We start from the raw sequence: 24,265 nt of genomic DNA, 5'->3' as shown, positions 1-24,265 counted from the left end.
CTACTCCCCGAGCTCGGCGCGCGCCGCCGCGATCGCCTCGTCGGTCGCGGCATAGCGGTGCTCGGGGCCGGGGAACGCGCGCGAGCGCACCTCGGCCGCATACGCCTCGATGGCGGCCACGGAGTCGTCACCGACGCTGCCGTACCGCTTCACGAATTTCGCGGTACGACCCTCGGTGATCCCGAGCAGATCATTGAGCACCAGCACCTGCCCGTCGGCGTCGCCCGCCCCGATGCCGATGATCGGGATGCTGAGCTCGCCGCGCAGCAGTTCGGTGATCTCGGCGGGCACGGCCTCGACGACGAGGCAGAAAGCGCCCGCCTCTTGCACGCCACGGGCCTCGCGCACGAGCTTCGCCGCGCTCGCACCGGTGCGCCCCTGCGCGCGCATACCGCCGAGCGCGGTCGCGGTCTGCGGGGTGAGCCCGAGGTGCGCCACCACGGGGATGCCCGCCGCGACGATCGCGCGGATGCGGCTGACGCGCGACTCCGTGCCACCCTCGAGCTTCACCGCGTCGGTGCCCGCTTCTTTCACGAATCGAATGGCGGTCTCAACCGCCTGCGCATCCGACACCTCCGTCGACCCGAACGGCACGTCGCATACGACGAACGCGGTCTCGGTGCCGCGACGCACCGCGCGGGCGAGCACCAGCATTTCGTCGGTCGTAACGGGCACCGTGGAGTCGTAGCCGAGCACCACCTGGGCGCCCGAATCGCCGACGAGCACCATGTCGACGCCCGCCCGCTCGGCGGCGCGCGCACCCGGGTAGTCATACGCCGTCACCATCACGATCGGCTCGCCGGCGGCGCGCTTCTCGGCGAGCGCAGGAATCGAAACCTTCGGCATGTCAGTGCTCCTCGGTACGGGGGTGGTGCGGGGCGGGTGGATCGCCGAACCCGTCAGCAGTCGGCGGAGTCAGCAGCGTATTGTCGATGAGTCGCACCACACCCACGCGCGCGGCAATCGCAAGTAGCGCGGGGGCATCGATCGTGTCGAGCGGCGCGAGGGCTGTCGTGTCGACGAACGCGAGGTACTCGGGCTCGATGCCCACTGCGGTGAGCACGGCGGCGGCTCGGGCGTGCAGCGCGGCGACGCGGGTCTCCCCCAGCGCGAGCGCGGTTTCGGCGGCTTCGAGGGCGCGCGGGATCGCCAGAGCCCGTGCACGATCCTCAGCGCTCAGGCGCACGTTGCGGCTCGACTTCGCGAGCCCATCGTCGTCGCGCACCGTGGGGCAAGCGACGATCTCGACCGGCAGCCCGAGGTCGGCGACCATACGGCGCACGACCAGCAGCTGCTGCGCGTCTTTCTGCCCGAAGTAGGCGGCGTCGGGGCCGGCGGCGATGAGCAGCTTCGACACGACCGTCGCGACGCCGTCGAAGTGCTCGGGCCCGCGGCCGGCAGCTTCAAGTGTCTCGGTCAATGGACCGCCCACATGCACGTTCGTCGCAAACCCGCCGGGGTACAGCTCGGTCGCTTCAGGGGCGAAGATCACATCGACTCCAGCGCCCGCGGCGAGTGCCGCATCGGCCTCTTCCTGGCGCGGGTAGGCATCGAGGTCAGAGGCCTCGGTGAACTGTTTGGGGTTCACGAAGATCGACAGCACCACGAATCCCCCGGGCTGCTGCGCCGCGCGCACGAGCGAGAGGTGCCCCTCGTGGAGCGCTCCCATGGTCGGCACGAGCCCGACGTGCGGCGATCCCGCCGCCCGCGCATTGCGCACCTGCTCGCGCAGTTCGCGCACCGTGCGCACGATCTTCATCAGGTCTCCTCGGTCTTGTGTCGAGCGCCGGTCAGCTGCCCCGTCGTGTCGTCGTGCTGCGCCGCCAGTTCTCGGCTCGCCGCCACCATCGCATCGTACAGCGGCACGGCACCGGGTAGGCGATCCGTCACCGCAGCTCGCTGCCGCGCGATGGTCGCTTCGTCGCCGCGCGCGACCGGGCCGGTCAAGGCGCGGACGGCGCCAAGGTGCTCCCAGTTCTCGAGCGCCCCGCGTGCCAGCGGCATCAGAGCCTCTCGCGGCACTCCGGCCGTCGATGCGAGTCGCTCAGCAACGCTCTCGAGCGTCACCAGGAAATTCGCCGCGATCGACGCAGACGCGTGATAGGCCGCGCGATCCTCGTCGCTCACCTCGAACGTACGCAGACCGAGCTGCCCCGCGAGCCAGACCGCTGCGGCGTGCGCCCGAGTTCCGGCTGCAGCGAGCGCCGCCCAGGAGCCCGCGAACCGCGTCTCGGCCCCGGTGATCGACAGCAGCGGGTGCACGCTGCAGCGCTCGTGCGGTGCAAGGGGTGCGAGGGTCGTCGCGCCAGAGAGGTGCGCGACGATCGGGCCGGGCTCGATCAGCGCTGCCGCAGCGGCGATCGCGGCGTCAGGCACTGCGAGCAGCACGAGGTCGACCGCCCGGCCGGCGGCGTCACTGCCCGTCGCGCCGCGGCCGGCGAGCGGCAGCACGTCGGCACCGGCCTCGCTCAACGCGCGATGCAGTGCGGCGCCCATGCGACCCTGCCCGACGACCTGGACCCGCATTACGCGCGCTACAGCTCGAGGCCGTAGAGGTTGGGCTCGGGCGCCAGGATCACGCCGAACTCCTGCTGCACACGCTGCACGACGAAGCGAGCGAGTTCGGCCACATCGTGGGCGGTGGCTCCCCCGCGGTTCGTGATGGCGAGGGTGTGCTTCGACGAGATCGCTGCGCCGGATCCGGGCAGGCGGAAGCCTCGCTGCACCCCGGCCTGTTCGATGAGCCAGGCGGCCGACAGTTTGACCATGCGTTCGGGCGTCGCCTGGGGCACACGGATCGGATACCCGGCTTCGAGCTCCTCGAACGTTGTCACCGCGTCCTCGACCTCAGGCACCGGCTGCGGGAAGCGCGGGGCACTCTCGGGCAGCTCATGGGCGAAGCGCTCGGTCACGATCGGGTTCGTAAAGAACGAGCCAGAGCTCCAGCTGTCGTGGTCATCGGGATCGAGCACCATGCCCTTGGATGCGCGCAGGCCGAGCACCGAATCTCGCAGATCGCGGATCGGCACGCGATCCCCGACCTCGACGCCGAGCGCGCCGGCGAGTTGCGCATACGCGATCGGCTCGGAGAGCACCTCGGGGGCGGCGTGCGCCCGTCGACCCGGGCCCGCCTCGCCCACGGTCAGCACGATGTCAATCGAGAGCACGACGCCTTCGAGCCCCTGCTTGATCGCCGAGTCGCGGTACGCGAGCCCGAGATCTTCGGCGGGAATGCGCCGGGCGTACCCGCGGTCGCGATCGAGGAACTCGATCGAGTGGAGCACGTCCGAGAGCTCTTGGCCGTACGCTCCGATGTTCTGCACCGGAGCCGCACCCGCGGCGCCCGGGATGCCCGAGAGCGCCTCGATGCCCGACCAGCCGTTCTCGACGCACGCCGCGACGAGGTGATCCCAGTCGTGCCCGGCCTGCACGCGCAGACGGATCTTGTCCTCGGGCAGCGCGTCGTCTTCGACCGGCGCAATGCCCGTGGTGCGCACGAGCAGCACCGTGCCCGGGAAGCCGTCGTCGTGCATGACCGTGTTCGACCCGCCGCCGAGCAGCAGCCAGGGCTCATCCGTATCCCACAGACCCTGCGCGAACGCCACGAGCTCCTGCAGTTCGTGCGCGACGAGCACGCGCTCGGCGGGGCCGCCCACGCGCATCGTCGTGAGCTGCGAGAACGGGGTGCCGTCGCCCGCGGGCTCGGGTCCGATCTCGGGCAGGATCACGCGAAGGCCGCCACGAGCTGAGACTTGCCGAGCACCGTCGCGCCGTCGAACACAACCTTCAGATCGAGGCGTGCGGTGCGCGCATCGGCGTCAACGGCGCCAACCGTCGCCGTGACGGTCAGCGTCGCACCGGCGACGGCATCGACGGGAACCGGGCGGGTAAAGCGCGACTGGAAGTCGGCGACGTGCCCGGTGGTGCCGAGCCAGTCGGTGGCGACCGAGCCCGCGACGCCCATCGTGAGCATGCCGTGGGCGAGTACTCCGGGGAGCCCCACCGAAGTCGCGACGTCATCGCGGTAGTGGATCGGGTTGAAATCACCCGAGGCGCCTGCGTAGCGCACGAGGTCGTCGCGGGTCAGCGTGATCTCGCGTTCGGCGACGACGTCACCGACGGTGAGCTGAGAAAAATCGACGGCGATCATGCGTGCTCCTCCTCAGCGCGAACGACGAGCGTGGAGATGGCCGTGACAACGTGCGCGCCGTTGGCGTCGACCATGTCGCTCGACGCGGTCACCATCGAGTGCCCGCCGAGTTGCTTCACGGCCGTGATCGTGAGGGTCGCGGTGAGCTCGTCACCCGCGACGATCGGGCGGGAGTAGGTAAAGCGCTGGTCGCCGTGCACGACGCGGGAGAAATCGACGCCCGCCTCGTCGTCGGCGAGCAGCTGCGCGAGCGTGCCCTCTTGCACCACGACCGCGAAGGTGGGCGGCGCCACCACGTCGGCGTAGCCGGCGGCTCGGGCCGCCTCTGGGTCAAGATGCAGCGGCGACGCGCTGTGCACGGCTCGTGCGAATTCGCGCACCTTCTCGCGGCCGACGAGGTACGGCGCAGTCGAGGGGTACACCCGGCCTTGGATCTCTGGATTCACCACGGTGCCAGTGTAGCGAGCGCGGCTCCGGGCTGTGCCGGAGCCGCGCTCGCCGATCCGTCGCCCTGCGCGAGAGGTGTTACTTCTTCCCGCCGAGCAGCCCGCCGAGCAGATCGCCGAGGCCGCCACCCGACGACTTGTTGCCATCGGAGCCTCCGCCGAGCAGCCCGCCGAGCAAGTCACCGATGCCGCCACCGGAAGACTGCTTCGAATCGGAGCCGCCACCGAGCAGCCCACCCAGCAGGTCACCGACCCCGCCACCCGAAGACTGCTGGGCGTTACCCGAGCCGCCGCCCAGCACCCCGCCGAGCAGGTTGCCGAGCACGCCCCCCAGGCCGCCGCCATCGTTCGTGGCGACGGTCGAGGTCTGGCCTCCGACCTTGCCCGAGAGGAACTGGAGCACGATCGGAGCAAGGAGTGGGAGCAGCTGAGGGATCAGGCCGGAAATCACCGAGTTGCCCGAGTTCGAGCCGAGAGCGAGCGCGACGTCGTCTTTCTTGTCGCCGAGCACGTGCTTCACGATCTTCTCGCCATCGGCCTCATCAATCGCGTCGAGCGAAATCGTGCCCTGCTGCGGAGCGTGCTTTTCGAGGGTCGAAGCGAGTTTCGCCGCGCCCTGCTCGTCGCTGGCGTTGACGGCGAGGCCGCCGACGAGACCGGGCAGCGCCTGGCGCACAGCCGCGTCGATGGTCGCCTCATCGACGCCGAACTTGGCGGCGAGGTCGGCGGTGGGTACCTGGCTGAGCAGGTCGTCGAGTTCGTTCTTGCTGGCCATCGGATCCTCCATCGGGTCTGCACTGCAACCGCCCATCCGCGGCCACGATTCACAGATTATCGGGATGCGCTCCGATTCCACACCCTTTATGACGCTGCAGCAATCAACCAGATCGTGAACACTGCGAACGCGAGTGCGGCCACCCCGAGCCCGACGTACACGAGCGGGAGATACGCCCGGCCCGGGATCGCGAGCCCGCGTTGCACGCGGGTCAGACGGGCAAGCGCCGGATCTTGGAGTGCAGTGGCATGCTGCGCAGCATCAGCGAGCGGCGCGAAGTGCGCGATGTCGGGTCGTGCCGGGTCCATGACCAACCACGCTCCGGAATCGATCGGCGGCGGCACCGCGGCCGCGGGGAGGGCGAGTGCGACGGGTTCGACCCCGCGCTCCGTGTGCACCGCATACAGCAGCTGGTGCACCGTGCGCTTGCCGCGAGCGGGTACGACGCGCACGAGCTTCGCTGGAACCGGAGCAGTCGCAGCCGGAGTGGCAGACAGCGACGCTGCGAGCAGCGGAGTGAATGCCTGCTGATCGCGCAGCAGCAGTACCAGCCCGACCACGAACCCGACAAGCATGACTCCGGTCGCCACGAGGTGGAAGAGCGAGGTCTGCGCAATGACGTCGGGCGAGAGCCGCGGCAGCGCGATGAGCCACGCCAGCAACCAGCCGAGCATCACCGCCGCCCCCGCGAGATACCATCCGCCGCCACGGAGCACGGTGCGGCGTTGGCGTTCGGCCAGAGTCATCGCGACATCCATGCCAACACCTTATGGGGCGGCACCGACATTCGGCCGTGCTGTGGCCGTCGGTAACGTTTCGCGAAAAGGTTTGTGCGATATATCCAAGGGATGACCGCAGTGCTCGAATAGGCTGTACCTCATGTCGCGCATTCGTAAAGTGCTCATCGCCAACCGCGGTGAGATCGCCGTCCGCATCATCCGAGCCGCCGCAGACAGCGGCATCGCCTCGGTCGCCGTCTACGCAGATCAGGATCGCGACGCGCTCCATGCGCAGCTCGCCGACGAGGCGTACGCACTGAACGGCACCACCAGCGCCGACACCTACCTCGTCATCGAGAAGATCTTGGGCGTCGCTCGTCGCTCGGGTGCCGACGCCGTGCACCCCGGGTACGGCTTCCTCGCGGAGAACGCCGACTTCGCTCGCGCCGTCATCGCCGCGGGCCTCACCTGGATCGGCCCCGGCCCCGATGCCATCGAGCGTCTCGGCGATAAGGTTTCGGCCCGCCACGTCGCAGAGAAGGTGGGCGCGCCGCTCGCTGCCGGCACCAGCGATCCGGTGCAGAACGCCGAGGAGGTGCTCGCGTTTGCCGACGAGGTCGGACTGCCCATCGCCATCAAGGCAGCCTTCGGCGGCGGCGGGCGCGGCCTGAAGGTCGCATACGAGCGCGACGAAGTGGCCGAGCTCTTCGAATCGGCCACGCGCGAGGCCGTCGCCGCATTCGGTCGCGGCGAGTGCTTCGTCGAGAAGTATCTCGAGAAGCCCCGACACGTCGAGACCCAGTGCCTCGCCGATGCGCACGGCAACGTCGTCGTCGTCTCGACGCGCGATTGCTCGCTGCAGCGCCGCCACCAGAAGCTCGTGGAAGAAGCGCCCGCCCCCTTCCTCACGCAAGAACAGAACGACAAGCTGTACGCGGCTTCGAAGGCGATCTTGAAAGAGGTCGGCTACGTCGGCGCCGGCACCTGCGAGTTCCTCGTCGCGAAAGACGGCACCGTCTCGTTCCTCGAGGTCAACACGCGCCTCCAGGTCGAGCACCCCGTCTCCGAAGAGGTCACCGGTCTCGACCTCGTGCGCGAGCAGTTCCGCATCGCCGAGGGTGGCGTCATCGAGTACGGCGATCCCGAGCCCCGCGGCCACTCGTTCGAATTCCGTCTGAACGGCGAAGATCCGGGCAACGGCTTCCTGCCTGCTCCCGGCCCCGTCTCGCTCTTCAAGCCCGCATCGGGCCCCGGTGTGCGCATTGACACCGGTGTCACCTCTGGCGACGTGGTCTCAGGCGCGTTCGACTCGATGCTCGGCAAGCTCATCGTCACCGGTGCCACCCGCGAGGAGGCGCTCGAGCGCTCGCGCCGCGCACTCGACGAGTTCGAGATCCAAGGCCTGCCCACGGTGCTGCCGTTCCACCGCAAGATCGTGCGCGATCCCGCGTTCACCGCACCCGACGGCACCTTCGGCGTCTACACGCTCTGGATCGAGAGCGAGTTTGACAACGACATCGAGCCGTGGGAGGGCGAGGTGCCTCCGATCGCTCAGGATGCGAAGCGCCGCACGGTCACCGTCGAGGTCGAGGGCCGTCGGGTCGAGGTCACCATGCCGGCGACGCTGCTGCCACTCGTCGACCAGGAGGTCACCCGCGGGCCCGCGCCGCGCCGCGCGAAGGGCGCCGGCATCGCTGCGTCTGCCGGCGACGGCGTTACCGCGCCCATGCAGGCGACGGTCGTGAAGCTCGCGGTCGAAGAGGGTCAGGAGGTCGCCGAGGGCGATCTCATCGTGGTGCTCGAGGCGATGAAGATGGAGCAGTCAATCTATGCGCACCGCTCCGGCATCGTCGCGGGCGTCGACGCGCCGGTCGGCCAGACCGTGTCGAACGGCCACCTGCTGCTCTCGATCATCGATCCAGCCGAGTAGCCCGAGCGCGCCGTCGCGCTGGCGGAATAGACCCACCGACAGCGGGGTTGCATTCACTATGAGTGCAACCCCGCTGTCGATCCTGGACCTCGCCACCGTCGAAGCGGATGGGACCATCGCTGACGCGTTCCGCCACTCCGTCGAGATCGCGCAGCTTGCGGAATCCGTCGGCTACACGCGCATCTGGTACGCCGAACACCACAACATGCCGTCGATCGCTTCAAGCGCGACGTCGGTGCTCATCGCGCACATCGCCTCGCAGACGCAGACGATCGGCCTGGGCGCCGGAGGCATCATGCTGCCCAATCACTCCCCGCTCGTCATCGCCGAGCAGTTCGGCACACTCGCCGAGCTGCACCCCGGGCGCATCCACCTCGGGTTGGGCCGCGCGCCGGGCTCCGACGGCGCCACGTTCCGTGCGCTGCGGCGCACGTACGAGGCGGCCGAGAGCTTTCCGAACGACGTCGCCGAGCTGCAGCGCTATCTCTCGGACGAGCTGCCGCGCACCGCGGTCAACGCCTACCCCGGCCGCGGCACGCGAGTGCCCCTTACTGTCCTCGGCTCCAGCCTGTTCGGAGCCAGCCTCGCCGCGCAATACGGTCTCCCCTATTCGTTCGCCTCGCACTTCGCCCCCCAGGCGCTGAAGTCAGCGATCAACCACTACCGCAGCCACTACGTGCCGAGCGAGGCGCACCCTGAGCCCTACGCCAGCGCCGGGGTCAACGTAGTCGCCGCCGAGACCGATGCAGAGGCCGAGACGCTCTTCGCTCGCGCCGAGGTGGATCGCGTACGCCGTTTCCTCTCACGCGGTCGCGAGCAAGAGCTCACGTACGACGAAGCCTCGCAGCTGATCGATACCCCGGCGGGCCGGGAGATCCGCGGCATGATGCAGTACACCGCGATCGGTGGTGCCAGCCGCGTGCGCGAAGAGCTCGAGGCGTTCGCGAAGTTCGCCGAAGTTGACGAACTCGTCACGGTGCACGTGGCGCCGACGCGCGCCGAGCAACTCGCCTCGGTGCGCATCGCCGCATCGGCGTAAGTCGGCGACTCAGTCTGCCGCACCGCCGTCACCTAAGGGCCCTACCTGTTGCGATTGGGGTAACTTCGGACCCGTGTTGGCTCCCAAACTGCCTTCGCACCGATTCCGTCTCGATGAAGGGACCGCATGCGCTCTGTTCGCTCACGTCTTCTCGCCGCGTTCGGCGGGCTGGCGGTTACCGCCTTCGCCCTCAGCGGGCCACTCGCGCCCGTCGCAGCACACGCAGATACCACGCCTGCAGATGCCGCACCGGCAGCGCCCACGCCGCTCGAAACGGAGCCCGCGATCGAATCGGTGACGCTCGAGCCGCACTTTATCGGCGAGCCGAGCTGGCCGTCGACGATCTTTCCTACCGCGGCACTGCGCATCGCGTGGACGCAGGCCGCGCCGATCCCGGGAGACTCGTTCTCGGTCGACCTGTCGACCGGCCTCAATGCCTCCGCATCGGCCGGCGAGATCACCGACGACGCGGGCGTGCCGCTTGCGGCGTACGCCGTGTCAGAGAACGGCAGTCGCATCACGGTCACATACGCCGAAGCCGCCGGGTCAGTGGTCAACCTGTCGGCGACGCTCGGAATCTTCGTCAGCACCGACACCGCAGGCCCGACATCGACGACGTTCACCGGCACCGCCACGATCGACGGCACCGCGTATCCCCTGTCGACGCCGATCACCGGAATGCCCTGGAGCACCCTGAACACGATCGGCACCTGGACCACTGGTCCCGAGGGTGCGCCGCGATTCGTCGCGCGCGCCATCACCGAGTCGGAGTCGGCGAACCGTGAGCACGGCGGCGAGTGGGTCGGTGTCGGGTCCACCGCAGACTGGCCAGGCTCACTCGTTCCGACCTCGGGAAGTACGCGTGTCTTCGCTTTCGAAGAACTTCCCGACACGCTCGCGGCGTTCTCCGACCCGACCGCAATGTTGACCCTCGGCGACGAGTACACCCTCGATGAAGCCGACACCCAGTCTGGCTATTCGGTCTTCGGGGTCACGGTTCCCGAGCCCGCAGATGGCTATCTCGTGGTCGAGCAGCAGTTCGATCTTGTGGAAGACGGCGGGGTGCTGTTCCTCGGCCCGAATACGGCATTGCCCGACGCCGCCCGTCGCGTGTTCGCGACCGGCACGGCGGTGGCCTCGGGCACCGTCGACGCGCATGCCGGAATCGGCACCGACACGAGCGTGAGTAGGCTCACGTCGCTCACCTACTTCGCGGGGTCGGGAGGCTCGGCGACGTCCGACGCCATTGAGCTTGGCCTGACGCTCACGCGCGACACGTCGGTAGTCGCGACCGGAACCGGCACCGCGAGCGCCACCACGACGCTCACACTCCGCAATACCGGCAACGCCACGGTTGATGTCTCGGTGTCCGATGCCGTCACGACCGCTGCGGCGAGCGCGACACTGCGCGATGCCAATGCGTCGCTCGGCGCAGCGGCAATCGACGGGAGCACTGTGCACTGGACAGCGCGCCTCAGCGCTGGCGAGACCTCTGCACTCACCTACTCCGTCGACGCTCGCGCGACACGCACATCCGCCGGCAGCGTCACGTTCTCGGGCTCAGCGGTCGGGGTCGCAGCGTCGAACGCGACGCTCAGCGTGCCGGCTTCGGCCGCCGACGGCACGCTCGCGGTGACGGGCTTGCCCGCGCCGGTGGATCCGGTGGACCCCGTGGATCCAGTAGATCCGGTGAACCCAGCCCTGCCGACATCTCCACCGTCGCCGACACCTCAGGCGAACGCGACGGCGGTCGGGCAGGGCCCGTCGCTCGCGCGCACCGGTGCGGCCGAACAGGTCGCGCCAGCCGGCCCCATCGCCGCAGCAATCTTCCTCGCTGGGGGTGTCTTCGCGCTCGCCGCCCGCCGACGACGACTCTAAGCGACGCAGGTCTGAACGCTACTGCTCGCCTGCTGTGCGCTCGTCGATGCGCCCGAGCGACGAGCGCAGCGCGAACACGATCGTCCCGAATCCCGACTCCGCCGATGCGCGCACGAAGATCTCCCCCACCGCCGCGACCTCGGTTGCAGCTGCCGCACGGGCGGCCTCGAGCTCGATGCCGGTGTTCCAGGCGCGGAGGTATTCGGCGAGGGTGTGCAGGGCACGACCCAGCGCCTCGAGCGCATCGACCGGAATCTCGACGGCGACGGGCTGCTTCCACATGGCCCCGCTGAGCGCGTCGGCAATATCGGCGATGCGCAGCCCAACGTAGCGCAGCGTCTCGATGTCGGCGTCATCACCGCTCGCGTCGTCGCGTCGCCATAGCGCACGCGGATTCGCGAACCCGCTCTCCCGGGCCTCCTGCACCATCGCTTCTGCCTCGTCGACGTACCGCTGCCGCCGGCGCGCCTCGTCGAGCCAATCCGCGCGATCCGGCGGCCAGTCGGCCCCCAGCACTTCAGCGAGATCATCGGCCGAAGCCGCAAGGTCGGTCTTCAAATCGGCGACGCGAGCGCGCGCGTACCCGAACGCGAGCGGCGGAATGAAGACCAGATTGACGAGGGTGCCGACCGCGAGCCCAATACCGAACTGCGCGATGTACCCAGCGACGTACGATTCGGGGTCACCGGCTCCCAAGATCACCACGAAAACACCGGCGATCGCGACGTACACGCGCCCTTCCCCGAGTCTGCGCACTCCGGCGAACAGCATCCCCAGCCCGGCAGCGAGCGGCGCACGCACGTACCAGGGCCACTCAAGCGCAACGAGTGCCCAGCCAATGACCAGGCCGATGGCGATGCCGCTCAACAACTGGATGCTGGTGCGCATCGAGCTCACGACCGTCGGCGCGACGCCAAGCAGGGCTCCGAGCGGCGCGTAGTACGCGTACTGCTCCAGAGGCATGGGAAGCAGCCGCGCGATCAACCAGGCCGCCGTCACGCCGATCGCGGCTTTGAGTGCGACGAGCAGCCGATAGCGCGTCACGATCGGCCGCAGCGCATTCGCCGTCCGCCGCACGAGGATCGGCAGCGGCGACGTGGATTCCGATGGGGTACGCACGCTCCGAGCCTGCCTGCGCAACCCTGTATCGACCAGGGGATCGACCGCCCCCGACCTTGGCTGGTAGTGCACCGCGTTACTCCCGCAGGCGTCGCAATCGGTCTTCGGCTCGCGCCACGCGCTCCGACTCGGCGAGCTCCCACCATGCGGTGCCGCGTTCACCGAGGCCTTCTTTTGCCCACTGCACGCGATCGCGCACCGGCCGCCGCTCTTCCTCGGAGTGGAGGTGCCCGATGCGCGAGCGCGCCGAGCCGAGCTCCGAGCGAAGCGCGGCGACTAAGCCTGGCGGCAGCACCGGATCCGTGGCGCGCCACCGACGACCGTGCACGATGATGTATCGGCCGTCGGCAGTGCGCTCCGGATCGCTCATGGTCGACCGCCTAAGCGCGCTCGGGCTCGGGCTCGGTTTTTGGCTCCGCAGTCTCGTCGAGCACGCGTTCCGGGAACAGCTCATCGAGGTCGATGTCGGGGTTCGTGTCCTGTGTCTCGACGAGTTCGACCGCTTCCTCTTCCGTGAGCACGCTCGGCATCGCGCCCGGCAGCGGGCGTCGCGCCGATTCCTTGAGCACGAACACCGCGATGAGGCCGGCGATCGAGGTGCCGATCACGTAGAAGGCTGGCGCGAGCGCCGTGCCCGTGAGCTGCACGAGCGCCTCCATGATCACGGGTGCGGTACCGCCGAGCAGGGCGACCGAAAGGTTGTACGAGATGCCCATGCCGCCGTAGCGCGATGACGTCGGGAAGAGCGCAGGCAGCGACGATGCCAGGTTCGCAATGTAGAACGTGACGGGCACGGCGAGCAGCACCAGCCCGAGCAGGGTTGACCAGTTCGCGCCGTGCATCATGAAGAGGAAGGCCGGCACCGCGAGCACGATCGCGCTGCCAGCGCCCATGAAGAGCACCTTGCGGCGGCCGATGCGATCCGACAGCATGCCGGTCAGCGGAATGCAGAGCGCCATGCCGACGAGCACCGGCAGGGTGAGCAGTGTGCCGTGGGTCTCGTCGTAGCCGAGCGTGCCCGTGAGGTAGGTCGGCATGTACGAGGTCAGTGCGTAGCCGACCGTGTTCGCGGCGGCGACGAGCACGAATGCGGTGAGCAGTTCGCGCCAGTACGCGCGGACGAGGGCGATGACACCCTTCGGCGCATTCTCTGCAGCCTGGGCTTCGGTGCTCGCCTGTTCAGCGGCGTCTTGCGCCGCCTGGAATGCCGGAGTGTCTTCGATCTTGAGTCGGAAGTAGATCGCGATGAGGCCGAGCGGCAGTGCAACGAGGAACGGCACGCGCCAGACGAACCCGTCCATGGCCTCGGCCGAGACGGTGAGCTGCAGTACCGACACGAAGGCGGCGCCGATCGCGAAACCGAAGTACGAGCCCATATCGAGCAGTGAGGCGTAGAAGCCGCGCTTGCGGTCGGGCGCGTACTCGGTAATGAACGTGGTCGCGCCGGCGTACTCGCCGCCCGTCGAGAAGCCCTGAGCGAGCTTCAGCACGATGAGCAGGATCGGGGCGAATACGCCGATCACGGAGAAGTCGGGCAGCACACCGATCAAGAACGTGGCGGCGGCCATCATGATCAGGGTGAATGCGAGCACCTTCTGACGACCCAGGCGGTCACCGAGCTGGCCAAGAATGATGCCACCGAGCGGTCGAGCGACGAAGGTCACGGCGAACACGCCGAGCGAGAAGAGCGACTGGGCGCCGGCCGAGGCGTCGGGAAGAAACACCCGGCCGAGAATCACGGCGAGGTAGCCGTAGATGCCGATGTCGTACCACTCCATGAGGTTGCCCACCACGGTGCCGGCGACGGCGCGCTTGAGCATCGGCCGGTCGACAACGTTGACGTCATCGAGTTCGAGCCGTCGCGGCTCGTCGCTGGGCCGTTGCCGCCAGGGCGTCAGCCGGTAGATCCAACGGCGCCAGGGGGCCCGGGTGGGTTCGGGTATGGACATGTCAGGATGCTCCGATCCGGGTTTAGTCGAGCGCGTCGAGTGCGCTCGTGAGACGCTCGATCACCCGCGCGGCCAATTCGGCCTCGGCGGGCTCGAGCTCATCGATCTCGGCCACGAGCGCTGCGTGATGCCGCGAGAATACGGCATCCACTTGCTCACGACCGGTGTCGGAGGGTTCGAGGTAGTGGGCGCGACGATCGGTGGGGTGGCTCACTCGGTCGATGAATCCCTTGCGCACCAGACGGTCGACGATGTTCGTGACGTTGGCGCTCGAGGTGCCGAGCATGCCAATCAGATCTTTCGGCCCAATGTGGCGGCCGTCGCGCGAAGCTTGCACAAGATAGCGGAGTGCGCGAAGGTCGAGGCTTGAGAGCCCCGAAGCCCCGATCCTCCGCGTCTCCTGCTGGTGCTCAGACCGCCTCAGCCGCAGCAGCGCCGATGCCAGCGCTTTCCCCGCCGCGGCCAGCGGCTCGGTCGCATACAGATGCTCCGATTCATTTTTCACAATGTTCTGCGGCACTGTCCCGTTCCCCCGAGTTCGACCGTTGAGTTATTGCACACTCACTGTACTACTCACTCGGTGGAACTTTCAAATCATGGATGACACGACCGCTGTGAGAGCTGGCGCCGACGGCGTACGGTGGCGGATCGCCGGACCGGCCGTTCACCGCGCATGGCGGGCATGTTCCCCCTCGGCAATCGACACGATACGCGCGACCATTCCGCTGAAGATCAGCCCGTGGAACGGCAGCATCGAGAGCCAGTACAGACGGCCCGCGAGACCGCGCGGAAAGAACACGGCCCGCTGCGAATACCGCGAACCTCGCTCAGTGGGCTCGACGCAAAGCTCGAGCCATGCGAGCCCCGGCACCCGCATCTCAGCCCGCAGTCGCAGCACCCGACCCGGCTCAATCGCTTCGACTCGCCACACATCGAGCGCGTCGCCCACGGCGAGTCGAGCTCGCGATCGTCGGCCGCGCTGCAGCCCGACTCCTCCGGTGACCCGGTCGTACCATCCGCGCAGCGCCCAGAGCCGCGGCGCCGAATACCACCCGGTCTCACCGCCGATCTGCGTGATCACCGCCCACACCGCCTCGGGCGTCGCACTCGACTCGCGTTCGCGGGAATCCGAGAACACCGTGCGCCCCGCCCACTCCGGGTCGCTCGGCAGCGGTTCACTCGGTGCAGTCACTCTCGCGTCCACCCAACTCGTCTCGATCGCGTCGAGTTCGATGCGGCCGAGAGCAAGGCGCACAGCCTCGCGATACGGCGTCAAACCGGAAGACGGCCGAGGCAGAATGGCGTCGACGTCGTGATCGCTCATCACGCACCGGTGCTGCAGCGACTCGACGAGCGGACGAGCGATCGATGCCGGCACCGGGGTAACGAGACCCACCCACAGCGATGCCAGTTTCGGCGTCAGCACCGGCAAAGAGGCGATCGCGCGCTGGCGAAGTCCGGCTTCAACGGCGTACCCGTTCATCATCTGCCCATAGCGCAGCACATCGGGGCCTCCGATGTCGAGCACTCGACTCACCTCAGCATCGGCACGAGCCGCGAGCAGCAGGTAGTGGAGCACGTCGCGCACGGCGATCGGTTGAATGAAGTTGCGCACCCACTTCGGCGCCGGCATGTAGGGCAGCACCTCCGTGAGATGGCGCACCATCTCGAACGACGCCGAGCCCGATCCGATCACCACTCCCGCCTGCAGCACGAGCGTCGGCACACCGGAACCGAGCAGGATCTCCCCCACCTCTGTGCGCGATGCCAGATGGGGCGAGAGTTGCACCCCCTCCGGGTGCAACCCGCCGAGGTAGACGATGCGCCGCACCCCGGCCTGCTGCGCCCGGGCGGCGACGTTCTCGGCGATCTCGCGATCCTGCACGGCGAACTCCCTGCCACTCGACATCGAGTGCACCAGATAGAACACGACATCGACGCCGTCGGTCGCCCGACGCACGGCATCGGCGTCAGCAGCATCGCCCACCTCGACCTCGATTTCACCCGACCATGGGTAGGCCCGAATACGCTCTGCCGAACGCGACAGCGTGCGCACGCGATACCCGGCGCGCAGCAGCCGCGGCACGAGCCGCCCGCCTAGGTATCCGGTCGCGCCGAGCACCAGTGCCCGGGGCGCTGCCCGGCCGATACTCGGGATCGCCCGGTACTCGCGCTCCGCGCCCGTTGGCGCACTGAGTTCGTCTGCCCGCTGCTCGCTGCTCTCGCTCATGATTCCCCCGATCATCGCCAGGGTACGCAGAAATGCTGCAGAGTCGCGGGATCAGCTGCACGGGTTGCACTTCGTGCCGCCGGTGAACTATAAGCTCACGGGCCTGCGGTCTCGGCGAGCACCGCGCGCACCGCTTCGAGCACCTGAGGATGGTCGAGAATGCGGAAGTGACCCCCCGTATAGATGCGCACGTTGCGCGCTCCGATCAGCTCGCTGCCCTCGGGAATGTGCGGGTCGAAGGCCGCGAAGACGGACGTGATGCGCGCGTTGACCTCGGGTGCCGCCACGAGGAGGCGAATGGTGGGATCAACCGGCGACAGCGCCCGCAACGTGCGCCCCGGCATGAGCCGCGCGTAACGTGAGCCCCCGAAGGGCGCTGCGATGGCAACCATCGCGCGCACCCGATCGGCGTGCTCGCCGAACGCCATCACGTGCTTGCCGACGAGACCCCCCTTGCTGTGCGCAATCACCACAGCGTCGGTGACCTCGGCAGCGACCAGGAACGCGTCGACAATGCCCGCGCCGTCGACCACCGGAACACGGTTGCTGCGCAGCGGATCGAGCACGTGCACCGGGTGCCCGAGTGCGTGCACGTGACGGATGATCGGGAGCATGAAGCGCCACGGCTCGTACACGCCGGGAATGATCACGACCGGCGATCCGGCACCCGAAAGGAAGTCGCGAGGGGTGCTGCGAGAGAAGCGAGCCCCGATCTGCCACCGCAGGGCCGCCAGGTAGTCGACACCCCACCACAGTGCTCGGCGCAGGCGGCCGTCGCGATGCACTCGACTCGTCACGACTCCGCGATGCGCGCGACGCGCACGCGCACGATGCCCGCAGGCGATGGTGACTCCGTCGACGCCCGCTCGGCGAGCAGCGCATCCGCTACCGCCCGCGCCACCTCCGGCGTCGCCGCCTCGCGGTCAGTGGCGATGGTGACCGCCGCAGCGCTCGATTCTTCAGCAGAGAAGAGCCGGGTGACCGACTCCGCAGCCGCAAGGAGCCCCGCACGTTCGGGATACACCGCTGCGACTCCGGGGACCCCGGCGACCGTCTCCGCGTCCGGGCGAACCGGATCCCCGGCATTCGATTCCACCGGCATCAGGCATGCTCCTTCGGATGGTAGCCGTGCACATCCACGACTTCGATATCGATGCGTTCGACGCGCAACTCCGTGTGTCGCCCCAGTGCGCGCGCCGCCTCGGCCCGCAGCTGCTCGCTCACTGCGGGGATGTCGACTGACCATTCCACGCTGATGCTGAGCGTAATGGCGACGGGCGCTTCGGGTATCTCGACCTCACCCGACAGCACGACCGAACCCACGATGACCCCGGGCACGCCGTCGCCCACCGCCCGCAGAAGCGACTTCACCGCCCCTTCGTCGATGGAAAGAGCAACAAGCGGATCGGGATGCGAGATCGGGAGCGCGCGCCCCGACTGCAGGTCGAGTGCGATGGCATCCATGATGCCTGCGAACCAGCCCGACGGCGACTCCGGCAGATCTTCGGCTTCTGACTCCAGCAACGCTCGCGCTGCACTCGATGAGCCGGTCAACGCCTGAATCGCGTTCTGGCAGTACGGGCACTCGGAGATGTGCGCATCTTGCCCGGCAGCCTCGGTGTCGAGCAAGGAACTGACGTCGCCGAGCGTGCGGCCGCACTCGAGTCGTGGATCGTGTTCGCTCATCGCCATCCCTCCATGCTCACAGTGATCGCGGTACGTGCCCGGGCCAATTGCCCGCGCACGGTGCTCGCGGGCACTCCGAGCTCCGTGGCGATCTCCTCGTAACTCAAGCCTGCCATCTCCCGAAGTAACCAGCACTGCCGCTGCGTTTCTGGAAGCGTATCGAGCACCGCCGACACTGCGGAGACCTGCGCGCGCTGCAGCACGACGCGATCGGGTCCGGGGCCGGGCGAGGCGGTCTCGGCGACGGCGTCGATCGGCACCTGCGGAGCCCTCTGGCGCAGCACCGCCGTCGCCTCGTGGCTCGCGACGCGCATGAGCCACGGTTTCAGCGCTGACGGATCACGGAGCGTCTCCAGCTTGCGCCACGCGACGACGAACGTGTTTTGCACGACATCGTCGGCTTCCGACTGCGACCCGAGCAGCCGGGCGACATAGGCCCGCATCAGCCGGCTATATCGATGCACGATCTCGCGGAACGCCCGCGCATCCTGGTCGATGGCGCGCGCAACGAGTATCGCGTCACCCACCTCTGAGATGTCGCCGCGCCAGGCCTCGTTCGCGTTCGTCGGAGCCTCCCGAAACTTGTTTGTGACGATTGCGCTGCGATCGCCCTCTTACTTGTGAGCGACGCTACCGCGCTCGGTTCACGCGCCACAAGCACGTGGATTTTTCCACACCCAATGAGATAGGAGCCATCATGGCCGACACCACGAAGCCCACCCCCGCTGCACCCCGAGTCGACCGAGTCGCTGCGAAGCAGTCCACCCCAGACGCTGCAGCGCCTGCTGGAGCGACCGCAGGCCGAACGACCATCGCTGATCACGTCGTCGCCAAGGTCGCAGGGATCGCCGCACGCGAGGTTTCGGGCGTCTTCGCGCTGGGATCGGGTGGAGCGCGCACGCTCGGCGCGATCCGCGATGCGATCAACGCCACCGATCTCACTCAGGGAGTCAAGGTCGAGGTCGGTGAGACGCAGGCCGCAGTCGATGTGACGATCGTGGTCGAGTACCCGTCACCCATTCACACGGTGTCTTCCCAGGTGCGCACTGCGGTCGCCCGCGCCGTCTCTGAACTGGCCGGCCTAGAGGTCGTCGAGGTCAATATCGCCGTCGATGATGTGCACCTGCCGTCGGAGGATGCCGAATCCGATGAAGGTCGCGTCGCATGAGTGCGACGGCCTCCGGAGCTCTCATCGGAAGAGCCCATCGACGCAGCATCGCCAGCCCGGGAGTGCGCATCGTTCGCGACGTCGGTCGCCTGACGCTCGCATCACCTCACGAACCACACACATGCTTCACAGCAGGCGACGAACAGCATGAGTCATCAGATGAGCGGGCACTACGATGAACACGTCCACCATTTCTCGGTACCTGTCACCCGTGCGTCCTGTGCGACCTCTTGCTGATAGAGAAAGGCACTTTCGATGAGTGACCGCACGTCCGCTCACCCCGGTGATATCACCTGGGCCCGCATCGAAGATGATTTCTTCGTCGGCAGCCGTGGAGGCGTATTTCTCGGATTCATCGACCGTGATGCCCCGGGCACCTATGTCGTCTGCGATCAGTTCTCGCAGCCCATCGGCCAGCACGCCAATCTCCAAGCGGCGATGGATGCCCTGAGCGCGGCATCTGGCGATGCACTCGCAGAGACCGGAGCCGCGTGACATGACGCTTCATCTCTCTACTCCGACGACGCCGGGCAGCCAACTTCGGTCTCTCGTGTATTCGAGTACGGCGACGCACGCCTTCAGCGAAGCCGAGCTCGATGCGCTATTGCAGCAGGCTCGCGAGCGGAACGAGCGGTTGGGGGTGACCGGAATGCTGTCGTACCGCAGCGGAAGCTTCGTGCAGTTCCTTGAGGGCAACCCGAGACACATCGATGCGCTGCTTGAGTCTTTGCGCGCCGATGACCGACATCGCGACCTCACCGTGCTGATCGACGAGCCCATCTCCGAACGCCAGTTCACGAACTGGACGATGGGGTACGAGCGCATGCGCACCCCGACTTCTCCGGCGCCCGAAGGATTCCGTGACACGTTCGCCGACCTCGAGCAGAACACTGACAGCGAAATCACCGCCCGTGCGGCACGAGAATTGACGCTGTGGTTCACAGTGCGGGCCGGTCGCGCGTAAGCTACGGAAGTGTCTCGCGGGTTCTTGGCGTTCACCATGGGTTTCTGCCCTAAAATAGGCCTGCGTCACGTGAGATCACTGGGTAAGGAATCGGGTTGTGAAGAATATTGTCAGCAGCGAAGAGGAGCACCTATACTCCGCTGACCCCATTACCGAGTCCGCTCGCGAGCTCATCACGGCCATGCAGCATCTCCGCGGCGCGCAGCAGCGTCAGGAGGCGCGCTCCCTGGACCACTCGGGGCTGCACAGCCAAGATCTGCGCGCGCTCCGCTACATTGTGCAAGCCGACCGCAATGACCAGCCGATCAGCCCCAAAGATCTGATCAGCATGCTCAGAACGTCGAGTGCAAACGTCACGAATGTGATCGATCGACTGGTCAAAAAGTCTCTTGTCACGCGAGACCCGCACCCGACTGATCGTCGGGCTCGCTATCTCAAGCCGACCGGTGTCGCGGTGAACCAGGTCGACGCCGCGTTCGAAGAGCATCATGCGGCGCTCATCGGCACAGCCAACGGCGTTTCCGAGGCAGACGCGCAGACGACGGTGCGCGTGCTTCGACAGCTCACGGCAGCGCTCGACGGGGTCGCCTAATCAGCCCAACGTGCGCTGCGTAGACTGCGTCGGTCTTGCCGACCGCGTGTCAGCGGTCGAGCAGGCGCGGCCGGCGCCCCGGGCGACGGTTGAAGTGCTCGCGCACCTTGAAGTGCGCACGCACCGCGTTCGCCATGTCTTCGTCGAGCTCCCAGGGCTGGTGACGCGGATGGTCGGGATAGCGCAGGCGTAAGAACTTGCGCACGCGGTTTCCGGGGTGCTGCCCGGGATCATGCCCCAGTTCGTTCGCAAGATCGCTCGGCGTCATGGGGTACTGCATTGCGCATCCATCCGGGTCTACCGCCACGCCTGCGTCCACGGATCCATACATCCGTGTTCCCACTCGGAACAGTCATCTCAATGCGCGATTTCCGCACAGAGGAATCGCAGGGACGAAGTTAGCATGCCAGCTGACCCGGTCGTCAGGGCGCGACGCGCCGATCTGTCTTAAAAGTTGACTTTAATTCTTTTCTAAACCCAGTCCACCGTTACCGCGCCGTTATACTTTCACTCAGACTCGGTTGCTACCGTTTCGGAGTCATCGCTGGTGCAGCGATGCGCCGACATCGCACAGACCGAGGAGGTGAACGATGCAACGAACGACAATTCCACGGGCCGCCGCGAGGCGACCGAACCTCGGCGGTAGGTGGTTGCTGATCGCGGTCGCATCACTCTGCCTCGGGCTGTTCGGCATGCTCGCCATGCCCGATGCCGTTGCTCACTCACCGCAGGCGGGACCCGCCGCCGTGCCGATGATGCTCAGCGCTGACCTGACCGCCGTCGCGGCCGCCACACCGGCAACGCTCGAGGGTGCCGCAGACATGGAGCTCGAGCGGCGGGACCCGGGTTCATTGCCTGGTATCGATGCCGAAGAGCTCGTCGCGCTCGGTCTCCTGGCCATGCTCCTCGCGCTCGCGCTCGTGGCCCGCACGCACCCGTCACGATTCGGGCAGGCCGCACGCGCCCGCATCGCAAGTGTGCAGCACTATTCAGCGCCACCCGCGCTGCACCTTCGTCCATCGCTCGTGCGCCTGTCAATCAGTCGCACCTGAGCCGCTGTGCGCACGGCGATCGCACCCGGCGACCGTCACGCACACCCGTTTCGTCCCGCTACAGGGCCCGGCGAACGCCGCCGGCACCGTTTCGCGCATGCGTTACACAGCCCTGACCCCTCATTTTTGGAGTATCTCTGTGACCACCACCAAGCGTTCTATTCGCAACCCGAAGACGTTCACCGCCCTCATCGTTCCCGCCGCACTCGTGGTGTCGGTGGGTACGTACCTGGTCACCGGCCTGCTCTTTCCCTAACTGGAGCCCCTGAGAGCTCCACCTGCACAAGGAGACCCCATGCAGTGCCCCATTGATCAGACCGCCCTCGTCATGTCGGAGCGATCCGGCGTCGAAATCGATTACTGCCCCCAGTGCCGAGGCATCTGGCTGGATCGCGGCGAGCTCGACAAGATTCTCGATCGTGTCGCCGCTGACAGCCCCGTGGCGCCCGCCGCACCTCCCGCGGCCACCATGGTCGCGCCCGTTGCGCCCGCGGCGGTGATCCCTGACTCCCGTGCAACAGCAACGTACGGCGCACCCCATCCGCGGCCCGATGACCGCGGGCGCGGATACGATAATCGTCGCGGGTACGACGACCGCCGCGGCGGATATGACGACCGCGGATACGACGACCGCGGTCGGCCGCGCAAGCGCAAGCGCGAAGGGTTCCTCGGAGAACTCTTCGACTTCTAACCCCCTCGAAACACGATGGCCCCGGTTCCCTCAGAACTGGGGCCATCGTGCGATGCCCGACACCGAATTAGGCGATCAGCGGATTGCGTTTCGCGTACTTCGCCGCTTCTGATTCGGAGATGACCGTCAACCCCCGAGTCGAGTGCGACAGCGCCGCGAGCACGTGCAACCACTCAGGGTTCAGCTCGGGGGCTTTGGCCCCGCTGAAGCGGAAGGCGATGGTCGTGTGCTCCGAGATCCAGAGCGAGTTGCGCCCGCTGCCCTCTTCGGGTGGTTGCGTCCACGAGAGGAAGAATGCCTCTCGCTTCGCGAGTTTTTGGCCGATGACTGTTTTCAGGTGCGCGAGCGTTCGATCTTCGAATTGATACTCGCGTTCCCCGTGCAAGATGTACCCCATAGCCGCAGCCTTGCACGTTTGGAGTCAAATAGAAAGCGAGCGTGACGATTCGCACGGCCGCAAGGGGGTGGTGTTTCGCACGATGTCAGCGAGAATCGAATGGTGTCGCCGTCGCTCGACCGTGGTGTACCCCAATGCACCCGCGCACGGAGGCACACGGCCTCGGCAGCGCTTTCTGCGCTGCCGAGGCCGCTCGTGAGTCACGCCACTGTTCTAGGGCTGAAGGCCGGCAATTGCCGGCTTGAAGCCGAGCCGTGGATTCTCGCAGCAGCCGGGACGGCAGACGTCGAACCACGGGCCGATCGTCGTGGCGTTCGCTCGCTCGGCAACCGGGCGGCCTTCGATGCGTTCTTGCACCAGGTCGACGAGCGCGTCGACAAACGCTGGGTGCACCCCCGGCGTGGGCGCACGCGTCACCCAGAGCCCGCGTTCCGTCGCGGTCTCGGTGGCTTCTTCGTCGAGATCCCACATGACCTCCATGTGATCGCTGACGAACCCGAGTGGCACGATGATGACTGCGGTGCGCTGCTCAAGTGCATTGATCGCGTCATTAATGTCGGGCTCGAGCCAGGGCTGCGACGGGGGGCCCGAGCGCGACTGGTAGACGAGCTGCCAGGTCGCTTCGGGTGCAGCCTGAGCGATCACTTCGGCAGCGGCGGCAAGATGCTGCGCGGCATACCCGCCACCTTCGACATCGGTGAAGAGCCCCGCACCCGAGAGCTCCGCATCGGCGGTCGGAATGCTGTGCGTCGCGAACATGACCTCGATCTGTTCGAGGGTGCGCCCAGCAGCGATTGCCTGGTCGACGCCGGCGCGAACGCCCTCGATGAACGGCTGCAGAAACCCGGGATGCGAGAAGAACTGCCGCACTTTGTCGATGCGCAGGGTCTGTTGCAGGCCTGACGCTTCGAGCGCGTCAGCCCAATCTTCTCGATATTGGCGACAGGACGAGTATGAGGAGTACGCACTGGTGGGGATGGCGAGCATCGTGCGCACGCCATCAGCGGCGGCTTGCTGCAGGGCTTCATCAAGGTAGGGGGCCCAGTTGCGGTTGCCCCAGTAAATAGGCAGGTCAAGCCCAGCACGATCGAGAGCGAGTTTCAGTGCCGCGACCAGTTCACGGTTGTGGTCGTTGATCGGACTCACACCCCCGAAATGCCGGTAGTGGTGCGCGACTTCTTCCAGGCGTTCGTCAGGGATGCCGCGGCCACGAGTGACGTTGCGCAGGAAGGGAAGCACGTCGTCCTGCCCCTCGGGCCCGCCGAAGCCCGAAAGCAGAATCGCGTCGTAGGCGAATGGTGCACTCGTGTGCTCGGGCCCCTCGGCAGTCGCCGCAGTGGCGCTCGGCACGATTGCGCCGGGGTCCAGGTGGACGCCGGTCGCCGCAGTCGGTTTCGTCTCGCGGCGCCCGGTCGGGCGATAGAGCGGTGCGTCAGTAGCGCGTTCCGCTTCGGCCTGCTGGTCGTGCTTCATGGATCCT

At 67.4% G+C, this 24,265-nt stretch carries 29 protein-coding genes; 9 read left to right on the top strand and 20 right to left on the bottom strand.

Annotation, left to right across the window (positions count from 1 at the left end; translation table 11 throughout):
* The 8 genes from panB to ACZF5Y_RS02570 all read right to left on the bottom strand — a co-directional run bounded on the left by panB (position 1) and on the right by ACZF5Y_RS02570 (position 6,129).
* A complete protein-coding gene (panB, locus tag ACZF5Y_RS02605) occupies positions 1-846 on the bottom strand; it encodes a 3-methyl-2-oxobutanoate hydroxymethyltransferase (RefSeq protein ID WP_497534274.1) in 846 nt (281 codons plus the stop codon).
* Between the two features lies 1 nt (position 847).
* On the bottom strand, positions 848-1,759 hold the full coding sequence (gene panC, locus ACZF5Y_RS02600) for a pantoate--beta-alanine ligase (protein WP_497534273.1): 912 nt from the start codon (positions 1,757-1,759) through the stop codon (positions 848-850).
* Complete coding sequence (locus tag ACZF5Y_RS02595; protein WP_497534272.1) at positions 1,759-2,526, bottom strand: DUF2520 domain-containing protein; 768 nt, start codon at positions 2,524-2,526, stop codon at positions 1,759-1,761. Before ACZF5Y_RS02595 ends, panC begins: the two co-directional genes overlap by 1 nt.
* 8 nt (positions 2,527-2,534) lie before the next feature.
* Positions 2,535-3,725, bottom strand: coding sequence for a UDP-N-acetylmuramate dehydrogenase (locus ACZF5Y_RS02590; RefSeq protein ID WP_497535286.1), 1,191 nt, complete (start codon positions 3,723-3,725; stop codon positions 2,535-2,537).
* Positions 3,725-4,150 carry a MaoC/PaaZ C-terminal domain-containing protein gene (locus tag ACZF5Y_RS02585; protein WP_497534271.1) on the bottom strand — a complete coding sequence of 142 codons (426 nt, stop codon included), beginning with the start codon at positions 4,148-4,150 and terminating at the stop codon, positions 3,725-3,727. The genes ACZF5Y_RS02590 and ACZF5Y_RS02585 overlap by 1 nt, the downstream gene beginning before the upstream one ends.
* Positions 4,147-4,599: an FAS1-like dehydratase domain-containing protein gene (locus tag ACZF5Y_RS02580; protein WP_497534270.1), complete on the bottom strand. Its 453-nt coding sequence runs from the start codon at positions 4,597-4,599 to the stop codon at positions 4,147-4,149. The genes ACZF5Y_RS02585 and ACZF5Y_RS02580 overlap by 4 nt, the downstream gene beginning before the upstream one ends.
* A gap of 76 nt (positions 4,600-4,675) precedes the next feature.
* A complete protein-coding gene (locus ACZF5Y_RS02575) occupies positions 4,676-5,371 on the bottom strand; it encodes a DUF937 domain-containing protein (RefSeq protein ID WP_497534269.1) in 696 nt (231 codons plus the stop codon).
* An 86-nt stretch (positions 5,372-5,457) separates the two neighbouring features.
* Positions 5,458-6,129 (bottom strand): hypothetical protein, encoded by a 672-nt coding sequence (locus ACZF5Y_RS02570; protein WP_497534268.1) that lies wholly within the window; start codon positions 6,127-6,129, stop codon positions 5,458-5,460.
* A 121-nt stretch (positions 6,130-6,250) separates the two neighbouring features.
* Between ACZF5Y_RS02570 and ACZF5Y_RS02565 the strand changes: the two genes are divergently transcribed.
* From ACZF5Y_RS02565 to ACZF5Y_RS02555, 3 genes are all read left to right on the top strand, one after another.
* Positions 6,251-8,020, top strand: a complete 1,770-nt coding sequence (locus tag ACZF5Y_RS02565) for an acetyl/propionyl/methylcrotonyl-CoA carboxylase subunit alpha (RefSeq protein ID WP_497534267.1) — start codon at positions 6,251-6,253, stop codon at positions 8,018-8,020.
* 58 nt (positions 8,021-8,078) lie between these two features.
* Positions 8,079-9,059 (top strand): LLM class flavin-dependent oxidoreductase, encoded by a 981-nt coding sequence (locus ACZF5Y_RS02560; RefSeq protein WP_497534266.1) that lies wholly within the window; start codon positions 8,079-8,081, stop codon positions 9,057-9,059.
* A 126-nt stretch (positions 9,060-9,185) separates the two neighbouring features.
* A complete protein-coding gene (locus tag ACZF5Y_RS02555) occupies positions 9,186-10,937 on the top strand; it encodes a hypothetical protein (RefSeq protein WP_497534265.1) in 1,752 nt (583 codons plus the stop codon).
* 18 nt (positions 10,938-10,955) lie between these two features.
* Here ACZF5Y_RS02555 and ACZF5Y_RS02550 read toward each other — a convergent pair whose 3' ends face one another.
* From ACZF5Y_RS02550 to ACZF5Y_RS02510, 9 genes are all read right to left on the bottom strand, one after another.
* On the bottom strand, positions 10,956-12,056 hold the full coding sequence (locus ACZF5Y_RS02550) for an FUSC family protein (protein ID WP_497534264.1): 1,101 nt from the start codon (positions 12,054-12,056) through the stop codon (positions 10,956-10,958).
* Between the two features lie 76 nt (positions 12,057-12,132).
* Positions 12,133-12,426 (bottom strand): biopolymer transporter Tol, encoded by a 294-nt coding sequence (locus ACZF5Y_RS02545; protein WP_497534263.1) that lies wholly within the window; start codon positions 12,424-12,426, stop codon positions 12,133-12,135.
* Between the two features lie 10 nt (positions 12,427-12,436).
* A complete protein-coding gene (locus tag ACZF5Y_RS02540) occupies positions 12,437-14,005 on the bottom strand; it encodes an MFS transporter (RefSeq protein ID WP_497534262.1) in 1,569 nt (522 codons plus the stop codon).
* Positions 14,006-14,027: 22 nt separating this feature from the next.
* On the bottom strand, positions 14,028-14,525 hold the full coding sequence (locus ACZF5Y_RS02535; protein ID WP_497534261.1) for a MarR family winged helix-turn-helix transcriptional regulator: 498 nt from the start codon (positions 14,523-14,525) through the stop codon (positions 14,028-14,030).
* Between the two features lie 144 nt (positions 14,526-14,669).
* Positions 14,670-16,235: an SDR family oxidoreductase gene (locus ACZF5Y_RS02530; protein WP_497534260.1), complete on the bottom strand. Its 1,566-nt coding sequence runs from the start codon at positions 16,233-16,235 to the stop codon at positions 14,670-14,672.
* 95 nt (positions 16,236-16,330) lie between these two features.
* A complete protein-coding gene (locus ACZF5Y_RS02525) occupies positions 16,331-17,032 on the bottom strand; it encodes an esterase/lipase family protein (protein WP_497534259.1) in 702 nt (233 codons plus the stop codon).
* Positions 17,029-17,337, bottom strand: a complete 309-nt coding sequence (locus tag ACZF5Y_RS02520) for a hypothetical protein (RefSeq protein WP_497534258.1) — start codon at positions 17,335-17,337, stop codon at positions 17,029-17,031. The genes ACZF5Y_RS02525 and ACZF5Y_RS02520 overlap by 4 nt, the downstream gene beginning before the upstream one ends.
* On the bottom strand, positions 17,337-17,921 hold the full coding sequence (locus ACZF5Y_RS02515; protein WP_497534257.1) for an Asp23/Gls24 family envelope stress response protein: 585 nt from the start codon (positions 17,919-17,921) through the stop codon (positions 17,337-17,339). The genes ACZF5Y_RS02520 and ACZF5Y_RS02515 overlap by 1 nt, the downstream gene beginning before the upstream one ends.
* Positions 17,918-18,448 carry an RNA polymerase sigma factor gene (locus ACZF5Y_RS02510; RefSeq protein WP_497534256.1) on the bottom strand — a complete coding sequence of 177 codons (531 nt, stop codon included), beginning with the start codon at positions 18,446-18,448 and terminating at the stop codon, positions 17,918-17,920. Before ACZF5Y_RS02510 ends, ACZF5Y_RS02515 begins: the two co-directional genes overlap by 4 nt.
* Before the next feature lie 170 nt (positions 18,449-18,618).
* Here ACZF5Y_RS02510 and ACZF5Y_RS02505 point away from each other — a divergent pair, with 170 nt between their 5' ends.
* The 4 genes from ACZF5Y_RS02505 to ACZF5Y_RS02490 all read left to right on the top strand — a co-directional run bounded on the left by ACZF5Y_RS02505 (position 18,619) and on the right by ACZF5Y_RS02490 (position 20,645).
* On the top strand, positions 18,619-19,089 hold the full coding sequence (locus ACZF5Y_RS02505; protein WP_497534255.1) for an Asp23/Gls24 family envelope stress response protein: 471 nt from the start codon (positions 18,619-18,621) through the stop codon (positions 19,087-19,089).
* Between the two features lie 255 nt (positions 19,090-19,344).
* Positions 19,345-19,584 (top strand): hypothetical protein, encoded by a 240-nt coding sequence (locus ACZF5Y_RS02500; RefSeq protein ID WP_497534254.1) that lies wholly within the window; start codon positions 19,345-19,347, stop codon positions 19,582-19,584.
* 1 nt (position 19,585) lies between these two features.
* Complete coding sequence (locus ACZF5Y_RS02495; protein ID WP_497534253.1) at positions 19,586-20,053, top strand: BLUF domain-containing protein; 468 nt, start codon at positions 19,586-19,588, stop codon at positions 20,051-20,053.
* A gap of 97 nt (positions 20,054-20,150) precedes the next feature.
* Positions 20,151-20,645, top strand: a complete 495-nt coding sequence (locus tag ACZF5Y_RS02490) for a MarR family winged helix-turn-helix transcriptional regulator (protein WP_497534252.1) — start codon at positions 20,151-20,153, stop codon at positions 20,643-20,645.
* Positions 20,646-20,694: 49 nt separating this feature from the next.
* Here ACZF5Y_RS02490 and ACZF5Y_RS02485 read toward each other — a convergent pair whose 3' ends face one another.
* Positions 20,695-20,925, bottom strand: a complete 231-nt coding sequence (locus ACZF5Y_RS02485; RefSeq protein WP_053352580.1) for a hypothetical protein — start codon at positions 20,923-20,925, stop codon at positions 20,695-20,697.
* Between the two features lie 310 nt (positions 20,926-21,235).
* Between ACZF5Y_RS02485 and ACZF5Y_RS02480 the strand changes: the two genes are divergently transcribed.
* Positions 21,236-21,697, top strand: a complete 462-nt coding sequence (locus ACZF5Y_RS02480) for a hypothetical protein (RefSeq protein WP_497534251.1) — start codon at positions 21,236-21,238, stop codon at positions 21,695-21,697.
* Between the two features lie 295 nt (positions 21,698-21,992).
* On the top strand, positions 21,993-22,388 hold the full coding sequence (locus tag ACZF5Y_RS02475; protein WP_497534250.1) for a TFIIB-type zinc ribbon-containing protein: 396 nt from the start codon (positions 21,993-21,995) through the stop codon (positions 22,386-22,388).
* A 67-nt stretch (positions 22,389-22,455) separates the two neighbouring features.
* Here ACZF5Y_RS02475 and ACZF5Y_RS02470 read toward each other — a convergent pair whose 3' ends face one another.
* Complete coding sequence (locus tag ACZF5Y_RS02470) at positions 22,456-22,785, bottom strand: DUF7882 family protein (protein ID WP_497534249.1); 330 nt, start codon at positions 22,783-22,785, stop codon at positions 22,456-22,458.
* A gap of 213 nt (positions 22,786-22,998) precedes the next feature.
* Positions 22,999-24,258, bottom strand: a complete 1,260-nt coding sequence (locus tag ACZF5Y_RS02465; protein WP_497534248.1) for a ferrochelatase — start codon at positions 24,256-24,258, stop codon at positions 22,999-23,001.
* Positions 24,259-24,265 lie beyond the last annotated feature (7 nt).

The organism is Leucobacter sp. WKLB1, from assembly GCF_059696215.1.
This window is presented reverse-complemented; position numbering and strand designations above follow the sequence as displayed.